Below are 13,076 nucleotides of genomic sequence, written 5' to 3'. Positions count from 1 at the left end.
GATAGGGTTATGGATAAAGTAGTAAAAGTTGGAATTATTGGATGTGGTGGTATTGGAACACAAAAGCATATGCCATCTTTAGCAAAATTAGAGAATGTAGAAATGGTAGCATTCTGTGACATTATTGAGAAGAGAGCTAAAAAAGCTTGTGAGAAATTTGGAACAGCAGATGCAAAATGCTATGTAGATTATAAAGAACTATTAAAAGACGAATCTATAGAGGTTATCCATGTATGTACACCTAATCGCTCACATTCCTTTATTACTATTGATGCATTAGAGGCAGGCAAACATGTTATGTGTGAAAAACCTATGGCTAAAACAACGGAAGAAGCAAAAGCGATGGTAGAGGCTGCTCAGCGTACAGGAAAGAAATTGACCATTGGTTATCAAAATAGATATCGTGAAGATAGTTTATATCTTAAACGTACATGTGAGGATGAGGTATTAGGAGAAGTATATTATGCTAAGGCTCATGCGTTAAGACGTCGTGCAGTACCAACTTGGGGTGTATTTTTAAATGAAGAGGAACAAGGTGGAGGACCACTTATTGACATCGGGACACATGCTTTAGACTTAACATTATGGATGATGAACAACTACAAGCCACAGATGGTAGTAGGGAGTGTATTTAAGAAGTTAAGTGATCAAACAGAAACAGCTAATGCATGGGGGGACTGGGATGTTAACGAGTATACAGTTGAAGACTCAGCATTTGCCTTTATCAAAATGGAAAATGGCGCAACAATCGTATTAGAATCAAGTTGGGCACTTAATACACTTGATGTAGGGGAAGCACAAACGACACTTTGTGGAACTAAGGCAGGTGCAGATATGAAGGATGGTCTTCGTATTAATGGAGTTAAATACAACAAACAATATGTAGAAAAACCAGGGCTTGGTGCAGGTGGTGTAGACTTCTATGATGGTGATGCAGAGTCTCCACAAGAATTAGAAGCAAGGCTTTGGATTGAAGCAGTTGTAAATGATACAGAAGTTGTTGTAAAACCAGAGGAAGCTTTAGTTGTAACACAAATTCTAGAAGCTATTTATGAATCGGGAAAAACAGGAAAACCTGTATTCTTTGAAAATTAATGTAGGGGTGAGCTATGAGACTAGGAATCATTGGTTGGATTAATGAAGAAGAATTTAAACGTGCAAAAGAAAGGAAATTAGAGTTCATTGAAATTTGTGTAAACGAGCGCCATGAAGCATTTTTGGCAGGAATTGAAGAGCTTAAAGGTTATAGCCAAGCTTATGAAATGCCTATTGGAAGTGTAGGACGTTGGGGCGAAGATAAAATTACAGCCAAAGGAATCAAAGAAGAAGAACTTGAAATAGACTATCGTTTGATTGAAGCGACAAAGGCATTAGACTGTGATATTTACATTACAGGATGTAACTATGTTGAAAACTTATCCTATTATGAAAATTGTACATTGGCAATAAGTTATTTTGAAAAGCTTATTGAACATGGTAAAAAACATGGTGTTAAAATTGCTACTTACAATTGTAGATGGAATAACTTCATACACTCAGACCCAGCCTGGACAATAATTCATGGACACTTAAAGGATTTATGGATTAAATATGATACTTCACACTGTATTTACGATGGAGGGGATTATTTATCAGAAGCAAAAAAATGGGGAGAACGTTTTGCACATGTACATATTAAAGGGGCGCTTATAATAGATGGCAAACGTTTTGATGATCCACCAGCAGGACTTGATCAGACAGATTGGGGTTCTTTTATGGCAGTACTTTATGCAAAAGGCTATGATGGTAACTTAAGTATTGAGCCACACTCAAGTAATTGGCACGGAGAACTAGGGCAAAAGGGAATAGATTTTACGATTAAATATATAAGAAATATCATGCTATAGAAAGGTGATAGAAAAATGTATAAAATCGCCGTACAGCTTTATACCGTAAGAGAAGAAATGAAGGAGAATCCAGTTGGTACATTAGAAAAAGTTGCAGAACTTGGTTACAAAGGGGTAGAATTTGCAGGATTTTTTAATATATCAGCAGAGGAAATGAAAGGCCACTTAGAACGTTTAGGACTAACTGCAGTTGCTAGCCACACACCTCTAGAGGCATTAGAAAATCAATTTGATGAAGTTATTCGTTATAATAAGACAATAGGGAATCGCTACTTAGTGTGCCCTTGGTCAGAACTAAAAGATAAAGAATCTTTGCAAGAGATAGGTTTGCGTTTGAAAACACTTATTCCCAAAGTAAAAGCTGAGGGGATGGAACTTCTTTATCATAATCATGATCATGAACTAAAAATATTAGATGATAACTTTTTACTTGATAAGTTAGTGGAAGTGTGTGATGGAGAGCTAGGGCTGGAAGTAGATACATTTTGGGTTTATCGTGGAGGCGTTAATCCAAGAGATTATATGTTAAAGCATGAAAAGCATATTCCTTTTGTACATGTTAAAGATGGTACAGATGAAGGACTTAATGCTTTAGGAGAAGGAAAAGCGCCAGTTGCCCAAGTGTTAGAAACAGTGGAAGAATTAGGACTTGAGTGGATTATTGTAGAAAATGACAATCCTTATCCAAATGGATTAGAAGACATTGAAAGAAGTATGGTATATCTTCAAAACAAATAAAGGGGGAAGCATATGAAACTAGGTGTATTTACAACTTTACTAAGTGATAGAAGTTTAGAAGAATCATTAGCGTATTTTAAGTCAAAAGGAATTCAAATGGTAGAGATAGGATGTGGTGGTTACCCAGGAAATAGCCATGCCAATCCAGATCTTCTCTTAAATGATGATGCAGCGTTAGACACATTTAAAGGGCTCATTGCAAAGTATGATATGGAAATTAGTGCACTAAGCTGTCATGGTAATCCTGTACATCCACAAAAAGAAATTGCTACAGCTTTTGATGAAGCTATTAAAAAGACTATCCTGCTTGCAGAAAAGTTAGGTATTCATCAAATTAATACCTTCTCAGGATGCCCTGGAGATCACCCAGGGGCAAAATATCCAAACTGGGTAACATGTCCTTGGCCAGAGGATTTCCTAGCTGTCCTTGATTATCAGTGGAATGAAGTTCTTATTCCTTATTGGAAAGAGACAGTAGCATTTGCTAAAGAACATGGTGTGAACCAAATTGCATTAGAACTCCATCCAGGGTTTGCAGTTTACAATACAAGTTCATTACTTAAATTACGTGCGGCAGTTGGGCCAGAAATTGGTGCGAATCTTGATCCAAGTCACCTGTTCTGGCAGGGCATGGATCCATGTCTCGTAATTCGTGAGCTTAAAGAATCTATTTTCCATTTCCATGCAAAAGATACTAAGATTGATCCATATAATACAGCTAAAAATGGGGTACTAGATACAGGTCACTACGGCAATATAGGTGAACGTTCTTGGGTATTTAGAAGTGTAGGTTATGGACATGATGATGCAGCATGGAAAGATATTATTTCAGCACTACGATTAGTAGGCTATGATTATGCCATAAGTATAGAGCACGAAGATGGGCTTATGAGCCAAAATGAAGGGCTTACAAAAGCAGCAGATTTCTTGAAAGAAATTATCACAACTGAGCCTGTGGGCGATATGTGGTGGGCGTAAATAGAAGGCAGTCATCAAATAAGCAGATAGAGATAAAATCTGAAATAGAGATGAGGGAATGAAATGGGATATAAATTAGCGATTGTTGGACTTGGTGGTATGGGTGGATGGCACTATGAAAATGTAACAAAACGCATCGATGATATAGAGGTTATAGGAGCATATGATATCAGGGAAGAAGTGCATCCACATATTAAAGAATTAGGTCTTAAGTGTTATAGCTCTTTAGAAGAACTTGTAAATGATAAAGAAGTAGATATTGTTACAATTGCTACACCGAATGATGTACACAAAGATATTGCAATTACATGTATGCGTCATGGAAAAAATGTAGTTTGTGAAAAACCAGTTACAATGAATGCGCAGGAGTTAGAAGAAATTATAGAAGTACAAAAAGAAACAGGTAAACTTTTCTCAGTACATCAAAATAGAAGATGGGATAAAGATTATGTCATCATTAAAAAAATTGTAGAAGAGAATATTATTGGAAAACCTTGTATGATAGAAAATCGTGTACAAGGCTCAAGGCAAGCAATGCATGGGTGGCGTGCCTATAAAATTAATGGAGGCGGTATGCTTCTTGACTGGGGTGTACATTTAGTTGATCAACTTCTTTGTATGATTGATGCACCTGTAGTGGATGCATATTCAGATTTACACTCTATCTATTCAGAAGAAGTAGATGATAACTTAAAAGTGATGCTAAAGTTTGCAAATGGTGTATCAGCGCTTATAGAAGTAGCAACAAACTGCTTTATTAATCAATCAAGATGGCATGTAATTGGGGAAGAAGGAACGGCTGTTATCAGTGATTGGAGCTGTAATGGACAGATTGTAAAACTTAATACAGAAGAAAAGATGGAATGGGCAGATGCTATTGTATATACAGAAGCAGGTCCAACACGTACTATGGCACCAAGACCTAGTGAAACCACAATTAATCTTCCCCTTCCAGAAGTAACTTCTGATTGGACTGACTACTACAAAAATATTGTAGGTGTACTAGATGGTAAAGAGAAACTTATTGTAAAACCAGAAGAATGTTTACGTGCAATGAAAGTAATTGATGCAATTTTTGAATCACATGCAAAAAAAGCAAGTGTAAATTGTAATATCTAAAATAGAATAAAATGGTATTTTAAAACCATAAGACAAAACCAGAGAATGTAAAATTTAACTACATACTCTGGTTTTGTTTTGTACATAATGATTTTATAGGTAAAGTGCTTATTTGTTTTAAGGTAATATTAATATTTAGAGATTCATATAAAAAAATTGTTAAATTTTTAATAAAGCCTTGAAAAATCCTTTAAAAATGGTAGAATAATGGAGTGGGAACAAAATAAATGAACGGGGCAAAAAAAGTCCCACAAGGTGATAAAATGAAAGATACCATGTTAAGACTAGAACTCATGATCCCCGAAGGTATGCAAGATTTTAAAATCAGATATAGGATTTTACAAACGATCTTAGAGAATGAGCCTATCGGGCGTAGACTTCTTGCAGGACTTACTACATATTCAGAACGAACCATACGTGCAGCAACAGACCTACTTAATAAACAAGGGCTAATAGATATAGCGCATACAGGAATGGTAGTGACAACAACTGGAAAGATGTTGTTAGATGAGTTATATGAGCCATTGCAAGCACTTAATACATTCACAACATTAGAAGGCGAGATAGAAGCATTAACTGGAGCGAAAAAGGTTACTATAGTACCAGGGGATGTGGATGATGATGAGCGCGTTAAGTGGCAGCTTGGAAAAGCTGGAAGTAATTTGGTTTTAAGCTTATTAGGTGAAGATGATGTTGTAGCAATAACAGGTGGAAGTACTATTGCAAAAATGATAGAACTTATGCCAGTTAAACAAAAAGGCCCTACCTATACAACAATTATTCCAGCACGTGGAAGTATCGGAAAGCGTATGGAGTACCAAGCTAATATATTAGCGGCGGAATTTGCAAAAAAAATTAATGGAAAGTATGAAGTTTTCAATATACCAGACAATTTAAGTGCAAATTCTATAGAAACAATTAAACAAGAACCTCATATCCAAAAAATATTGCAAAAAATGGCAAAATCAGATATGATTATATTGGGTTTGGGTGATGCGATGAAAATGGCCTATAGACGAAATGAGTCAAAAGAGGTCATAGCATTACTTGAAGAACATAGTGCTGTTGCGGAGGCCTTTAGATACTACTTTGATCAAGATGGTCATGTAATCTATAGTGCAAGCAACATTGGTTTGGATTTAGAAATGGTTAAACGTATCCAAACTAGAATAGTACTAGCAGGTGGCACTTCAAAGGGGATTGCTCTTATGGCAACACAAGATTTGCTTAAAGAAAGTTATCTTGTAATCGATGAAGGTGCTGCAAAAAAAATGATAGAGGTATCAATTCGCTAATTAGGTTTATACTAATAGAAGCGGTTTGCATATAAAAATTATTACTCATAGTTATCTTAAGGAGGATGTATCAATGGCTGTAAAAGTAGCAATTAACGGTTTTGGACGTATCGGACGTCTTGCATTTAGACAAATGTTTGGTGCTGAAGGATATGAAGTAGTAGCAATCAACGACTTAACAAATCCTAAAATGTTAGCACACTTATTAAAATATGACTCAGCTCAAGGTAGATACGCTAAAGCTGAAACAGTAGAAGCTAAAGAAGATTCAATCGTAGTAGATGGTAAAGAAATTAAAATCTACGCTGAAAGAAACGCTGCAGATCTTCCATGGGGAGAAATCGGTGTAGACGTAGTTCTTGAATGTACAGGATTCTACGTATCAAAAGCTAAATCTCAAGCACATATCGATGCAGGTGCTAAAAAAGTTGTTATCTCAGCTCCAGCTGGTAATGACCTTCCAACAGTTGTATTCGGCGTAAACGAAAACATCTTAACAGCAGATGACACAATCATCTCAGCTGCTTCATGTACAACAAACTGTTTAGCTCCAATGGCTGACACATTAAACAAATTAGCTGCAATCGAAAAAGGTTTCATGACAACTATCCATGCTTGGACAGGTGATCAAATGACACTTGACGGTCCTCACGCTAAAGGTGACTTAAGAAGAGCACGTGCTGCTGCTTGCAACATCGTTCCTAACTCAACAGGTGCTGCTAAAGCTATCGGTCTTGTTATCCCAGAATTAGCTGGTAAATTAGACGGTGCTGCACAACGTGTACCAGTTCCAACAGGTTCTTTAACAGAATTAGTTGCTGTAGTAGACGGTAAAGTAACAGCTGCAGAAGTTAACGCTGCAATGAAAGCTGCTGCTACACCATCATTCGGTTACACAGAAGAAGAATTAGTATCAACAGATATCATTGGTTGCACATACGGTTCATTATTCGATGCTACACAAACAAAAGTAACTGAACTTGGCGACAAAACTTTAGTTAAAGTTGTTTCTTGGTATGACAACGAAAACTCATACACAAGCAACATGGTTAGAACAATCAAATACTTTGCTGAACTTAGCAAATAATTTATTGTAAACAAGATCCTAAAAGGGTCCGGTCTTGTAGTTGGATTATAGGACCGGCCCCTTTTTTGTTAGATTTAAAATTAAATTCAAATACAAAAATAAAGTAGAAATTGAAAGGAGCAATACAAATGTTAAACAAAAAAACAGTTGATGATCTTCAAGGTCTTCAAGGCAAAAAAGTATTAGTACGTTGTGATTTTAACGTACCTTTAAAAGATGGTGTTATCCAAAACTACAACCGTATCGACGGTGCACTTCCAACAATCAAAAAATTATTAGAACAAGGCGCAAAAGTTATCCTTTGCTCACACCTTGGTAAACCAAAAGGAGAAGCTAAACCGGAACTTTCATTAGCTCCAGTTGCAGCTGCTCTTACAGAAAGATTAGGCGTTGAAGTTAAATTTGTTGATGATGCTGTTGTTACAGGACCAGAAACACAAAAAGTTGCTGCTGAACTTAAAGATGGCGAAGTATTATTACTTCAAAACACACGTTACAGAGCAGAAGAAACAAAATATGGTAAAGATGAAGCTGCTGTTAAATATGCAGAAGAATTAGCTGCTCTTTGCGATAACGAAGTATTCGTAAACGATGCTTTCGGTACAGCTCACCGTGCACACTGTTCAAACGTTGGTGTAACAAAATGTTGTAAAGAAAATGTAGTTGGTTACTTAATGCAAAAAGAAATTAAATTCTTAGGCGAAGCTGTAGAAAACCCAGTTCGTCCATTCGTTGCTATCCTTGGTGGAGCTAAAGTTTCTGATAAAATTGCTGTTATCAACAACCTTCTTGAAAAAGTTGATACACTTATTATCGGTGGTGGTATGGCTTATACATTCCTTAAAGCTCAAGGACAAGAAGTTGGTAACTCATTATTAGAAGAAGATAAAATGGATTACGCTTTAGAAATGGTTAAAAAAGCTGAAGAAAAAGGTGTTAAACTCCTTCTTCCAGTTGATCACTTAGTAGGTAAAGAATTCTCTAATGATACAGAAAAAGCTGTAGTAGAAACAATCGAAGCTGGTTGGTCAGGATTTGATATCGGACCAAAAACAATCGAACTTTACAAAGATGCTTTAGCTGGTGCTAAAACAGTTGTATGGAATGGACCAATGGGTGTATTCGAATTCGAAAACTTCGCAGCAGGTACTCTTGCAGTATGTGATGCAGTAGCTAACCTTGAAGGTGCTACAACAGTAGTTGGTGGAGGAGACTCTGTAAATGCTGTTAAACGTCTTGGTTTCGCAGATAAAATGAGCCACATTTCAACAGGTGGTGGTGCATCATTAGAGTTCTTAGAAGGTAAAGAACTTCCAGGTGTTGCTGCAGCTGATAACAAAGGTTGCGGATGCAACTGTGGATGTCACTAATCCCGGTTTAATTCAATAAAATTAAATTATTAATTAATAGTTTAATGGGTATACGAGTACTCTACCTCCGTTTGGGGCTAGAGTATTCGTCGCCTATATTCGTAAATAGAAAATTTTTACTTTCCTAATAAAAAATAAAGGTCACATAGTACCTAAAAAGGAGATTACTTATGCGTAAAAAAATCGTTGCTGGTAACTGGAAAATGAACATGACTCCAGCTAAAGCTGTAGAACTTATTGATTCACTTAAAAATGAAATTAACACAAATGAAGTAGATGTAGTAGTATGTCCTCCATTCGTATGCCTTCCAGCTGTACTTGAAGCTGTAAAAGGTACAAATATTCAAGTAGGTGCTCAAAACATGCACTTCGAAGAAAACGGTGCTTACACAGGCGAAATCGCTCCAAGCATGTTAGTAGAACTTGGTGTTAAATATGTTGTAATTGGTCACTCAGAAAGAAGACAATACTTCGCTGAAACTGATCAAACAGTTAACAAAAAAACATTAAAAGCTTTAGAACATGGCTTAGTACCAGTTGTATGTGTTGGTGAAAGTTTAGAAGATAGACAACAAGGTGTAACAATTGACTTAGTTCGTCTTCAAACAAAAATTGCTCTTAAAGATGTAACAGCAGAAGATGCTAAAAAAGTTGTTATTGCATACGAACCAATCTGGGCTATCGGAACAGGTATGACAGCTACTTCAGCTCAAGCAGAAGAAGTATGTGCAGCAATCAGACAAGTAATTGCAGAAGTATACAGCCAAGAAGTTGCAGACGAAGTACGTGTACAATACGGCGGTTCTGTAAACGGTGGTAACGCTAACGAGTTATTCAACATGGGTAACATCGATGGTGGTTTAGTAGGTGGAGCAAGTCTTAAACCAGAATTCGCTTCAATCGTTAACTACAAATAAGACTCTCTCTTAGAAGGAGATTTAACATGGATAAACAAACAACTTTACTCCTTATCCTTGATGGATTTGGACTTAATGACTTAAAAGAAGGCAATGCGATTGCAAATGCTAATAAACCAAATATTGATGCGATTATGGCAAAATATCCTACAGTACCAGGCTACGCAAGTGGTATGGCAGTAGGTCTTCCAGATGGACAAATGGGTAACTCAGAAGTAGGTCACCTTAACATGGGCGCTGGACGTATCGTATATCAAGAACTTACACGTATCACTAAAGCAATTGCAGACGGAGATTTCTTCGAAAACAAAGCTTTAGCAGGTGCTATGGAAAATGCAAAAAACAATGATAAAGCCCTTCACTTATTTGGACTTTTATCAGATGGTGGGGTACACAGCCATATTAATCATCTTTATGGTCTTTTAGAAATGGCTAAAAAGTTTGGTCTTTCAAAAGTATACGTACATGTATTCTTAGATGGTCGTGATACACCTCCAGCTTCAGGTAAAGACTTTACAGCTTCACTTGTAGCAAAAATGAAAGAAATCGGTGTTGGTGAAATTGCTACAGTATCTGGTCGTTACTATGCTATGGACCGTGACAATAGATGGGATCGTGTTGAAAAAGCATACGATGCAATCGTTAACGGTAAAGGTGAAGTAGCCACTGATGCAGTAGGTGCTATTGCTGATTCTTATGCTAAAGAAGTAAACGACGAATTCGTGCTTCCAACAGTAATCACAAAAGATGGTGCTCCAGTAGCAAAAGTAGAAGAAGGCGATTCAGTAATTTTCTTCAACTTCCGTCCTGACCGTGCACGTGAAATGACTCGTGCATTCTGTGATGATGAATTTAAAGGATTCGAAAGAAATAGAGTGAAAACTCACTTTGTAACTTTCACACAATACGATATCACTATTCCAAATAAAGAAGTAGCGTTTACACCACAAACACTTACTAATACATTTGGTGAATATCTTGCAAACCAAGGTAAATCACAACTTCGTATTGCTGAAACAGAAAAATATGCTCACGTTACATTCTTCTTCAACGGCGGTGTAGAAGAACCATATGAAAATGAAGACCGCGTATTAGTAGCTTCTCCAAAAGTTGCAACTTATGACCTTCAACCAGAAATGAGTGTATTTGAAGTATCTACTAAATTAGAAGATGCGATTCGTTCACATAAATACGATATGATTATCTGTAACTTTGCTAACCCAGATATGGTTGGTCATACAGGGGATATGGCTGCAGCAATTCGTGCAATCGAAGCTGTAGATAAAGCAGTAGGCGATGTAATTCGTGCTATTGAAGAAACAAATGGTTATGCATTTATCTGTGCTGACCATGGTAATGCAGAACAAATGGAAGACTATGAAACTCATGGAGCTTTCACAGCACATACTACTAACCCAGTACCATTTGTACTTGTAAACTACAAAGAAGGTGTGACACTTAAAGAAGGCGGTAAGCTTGCTGATATCGCACCAACATTACTTGAAATGATGGGTATGGAACAACCAGCAGAAATGAATGGTGAGTCTTTACTCGTTAAATAATGAAGGAGTGGACTAAGAAGGAGTACTAGAAATTACTTCTTCTTCCACACACTTCATTCCACTTTTAGAGAATTCTTATTTGATGAAATTCTTACTAAAAGTTACATAGGTGTGTTCCGGATAAAGTATCTTCTAGCACATACCTAACTGCACTTATCTCTTAAAGAATTTAAAGATTAAAAACTGATTAGAGAAGGTGTGAAATCTTAAATAACTAACAAACCTCTTAAACTTATTGGAGGCTTTAAGTAATTAAAGACTCTAATGAAAAAGAGGAGTCTGGAATTGACTCGAAATTTACAAAATATGAACCCAATTTGAACTGCTTAAAACGAGTAGTACATAAATGTAGCTAGTAGTATGTACAAAGAATGCGTAAATAGCATAAAGGTGTATGTAAGTCTATTTAGATGCTTAATCTTTAAGAGTGAGAGGGAGTATGGCCCCAAACATTGGCGAAGAGGTAATATCTTGATAAGATTACTTGGATAAGTATAGTGACTTTTAGAGGAATAAGGTTCATAGTAATCCATATTAAAAGGTAAATAAGATTAAACTTTATGGGCGGATAAAGTTTAATAGTGAGAAGAAAAAATGTAATTTTGCATAATGCAAGAAAAGATTTCGTATGATTTACATGAAAAGAGGAAACAATAATTCTCGAGAATTCATGTAGGCCGAAAGGAGTCATATGCATATGAAAGGTTACATTGAGATTTTAGATGTATTTGCAAGAGAAGTACTAGATTCTAGAGCAAATCCAACAGTTGAGGTAGAAGTTGTTGTAGAAGGAGATTACGTTGGGCGCGCCATCGTACCTTCTGGAGCTTCTACAGGAGAACTAGAAGCCATTGAGCTTCGTGATGGAGATAAATCTAGATATTTAGGTAAAGGTGTGCAACAAGCTGTTAAGAATGTTAACGACATCATTGCAGAAGAAGTTATAGGTATGAATGCCCTTGATCAAGCTGCAATAGATAAAGTAATGATAGACTTAGATGGTACACCAAACAAGAGTAAATTAGGTGCAAATGCTATACTAGGTGTTTCTATGGCAGTGGCAAAAGCAGCTGCAAAAGCACAAAGCATGCCTCTTTATCAATACCTAGGTGGGGTTAATGCAAAAGTGTTACCTGTACCTATGATGAACATCTTAAATGGTGGCGAACACGCAGACAATACAGTTGACCTTCAAGAATTTATGATTATGCCTGTAGGGGCAACTTCCTTTAAAGAAGCACTTCGTATGTGTGCTGAGATATATCACACACTTAAAAAAGTACTTAATGATAAAGGTTTAGCTACAGGTGTAGGTGATGAAGGTGGTTTCGCACCTGACCTTGCAACTTCAGAAGAAGTCCTCACTCTTATTGTAGAAGCAATTTCAGAAGCTGGTTATAAACCAGGTGAAGAAGTACGTATTGCTATGGATGGTGCTGCATCTGAACTTTATAATGATGCAGACGGTAAATACTATTTCAAAGGCGAAAGCAAGATGAAAGGAACACAAATTGTTCGTACATCTGAAGAAATGGTAGATTACTATGAAAACCTTGTAAACCAATTCCCTATTATCTCTATTGAAGATGGGTTAGGTGAAAAAGACTGGGATGGCTGGGCACTTCTTAGTGAACGTCTAGGAAACCGTATACAGCTTGTAGGTGACGACTTATTCGTAACCAACACTAAAATCCTTGAAAAAGGTATTCAAAAGAAAGTGGGCAACTCTATTCTTATTAAAGTTAATCAAATCGGTACACTTACCGAAACCTTTAATGCTATTGAAATGGCAAACCGTGCAGGCTATACAGCAGTTGTATCACATCGTTCTGGAGAATCAGAGGATTCTACAATTGCAGATATCGTAGTAGCTGTAAATGCAGGTCAAATTAAGACTGGTGCGCCAGCACGTTCTGACCGTACTGCAAAATACAATCAACTTCTTCGTATTGAAGAAGAACTAGATGAAGTAGCAGAATATAGAGGTCTTCGTTCTTTCTTTAATCTCACTAGATAACACTGACACTCTTAAGACGAAGACTTAGTTTTATAAGTTTATGATTTAAAATGCGACGAATAGTAAGTAAGCCTAAAAGTAACAATACTTTTAGGCTTATTTTTTTG

Annotated in this window: 11 protein-coding genes; all 11 read left to right on the top strand. The window is 36.6% G+C overall.

What is annotated here, in order from left to right; all coding sequences use genetic code 11:
- The first annotated feature begins 9 nt into the window (after positions 1 to 9).
- Positions 10 to 1,095 (top strand): Gfo/Idh/MocA family protein, encoded by a 1,086-nt coding sequence (locus BN2390_RS12435; protein ID WP_053984670.1) that lies wholly within the window; start codon positions 10 to 12, stop codon positions 1,093 to 1,095.
- A 14-nt stretch (positions 1,096 to 1,109) separates the two neighbouring features.
- The gene (locus BN2390_RS12430; RefSeq protein WP_053984669.1) at positions 1,110 to 1,886 is read left to right on the top strand and encodes a sugar phosphate isomerase/epimerase family protein; all 777 of its coding nucleotides are present in this window, start codon (positions 1,110 to 1,112) and stop codon (positions 1,884 to 1,886) included.
- A 15-nt stretch (positions 1,887 to 1,901) separates the two neighbouring features.
- Positions 1,902 to 2,624, top strand: coding sequence for a sugar phosphate isomerase/epimerase family protein (locus tag BN2390_RS12425; protein ID WP_053984668.1), 723 nt, complete (start codon positions 1,902 to 1,904; stop codon positions 2,622 to 2,624).
- A 12-nt stretch (positions 2,625 to 2,636) separates the two neighbouring features.
- A complete protein-coding gene (locus tag BN2390_RS12420) occupies positions 2,637 to 3,602 on the top strand; it encodes a sugar phosphate isomerase/epimerase family protein (protein ID WP_053984667.1) in 966 nt (321 codons plus the stop codon).
- 63 nt (positions 3,603 to 3,665) lie between these two features.
- Positions 3,666 to 4,721, top strand: coding sequence for a Gfo/Idh/MocA family protein (locus BN2390_RS12415; RefSeq protein ID WP_053984666.1), 1,056 nt, complete (start codon positions 3,666 to 3,668; stop codon positions 4,719 to 4,721).
- Between the two features lie 227 nt (positions 4,722 to 4,948).
- Complete coding sequence (locus BN2390_RS12410; RefSeq protein ID WP_053984665.1) at positions 4,949 to 6,016, top strand: sugar-binding transcriptional regulator; 1,068 nt, start codon at positions 4,949 to 4,951, stop codon at positions 6,014 to 6,016.
- A gap of 73 nt (positions 6,017 to 6,089) precedes the next feature.
- Positions 6,090 to 7,103, top strand: a complete 1,014-nt coding sequence (gene gap, locus BN2390_RS12405) for a type I glyceraldehyde-3-phosphate dehydrogenase (RefSeq protein WP_053984664.1) — start codon at positions 6,090 to 6,092, stop codon at positions 7,101 to 7,103.
- A 128-nt stretch (positions 7,104 to 7,231) separates the two neighbouring features.
- A complete protein-coding gene (locus BN2390_RS12400; protein ID WP_053984663.1) occupies positions 7,232 to 8,473 on the top strand; it encodes a phosphoglycerate kinase in 1,242 nt (413 codons plus the stop codon).
- A 170-nt stretch (positions 8,474 to 8,643) separates the two neighbouring features.
- Positions 8,644 to 9,390: a triose-phosphate isomerase gene (gene tpiA / locus BN2390_RS12395; protein WP_053984662.1), complete on the top strand. Its 747-nt coding sequence runs from the start codon at positions 8,644 to 8,646 to the stop codon at positions 9,388 to 9,390.
- Positions 9,391 to 9,416: 26 nt separating this feature from the next.
- Complete coding sequence (gene gpmI / locus BN2390_RS12390) at positions 9,417 to 10,952, top strand: 2,3-bisphosphoglycerate-independent phosphoglycerate mutase (protein WP_053984661.1); 1,536 nt, start codon at positions 9,417 to 9,419, stop codon at positions 10,950 to 10,952.
- A 697-nt stretch (positions 10,953 to 11,649) separates the two neighbouring features.
- The gene (gene eno, locus BN2390_RS12385; RefSeq protein ID WP_053984660.1) at positions 11,650 to 12,969 is read left to right on the top strand and encodes a phosphopyruvate hydratase; all 1,320 of its coding nucleotides are present in this window, start codon (positions 11,650 to 11,652) and stop codon (positions 12,967 to 12,969) included.
- Positions 12,970 to 13,076 lie beyond the last annotated feature (107 nt).

Source organism: Niameybacter massiliensis, assembly GCF_001282685.1.
Taxonomy (GTDB): domain Bacteria; phylum Bacillota; class Clostridia; order Lachnospirales; family Cellulosilyticaceae; genus Holtiella; species Holtiella tumoricola.
Note: the sequence above shows the minus strand (reverse complement) of the source record. Positions and strands in the feature narration are given on the sequence as shown.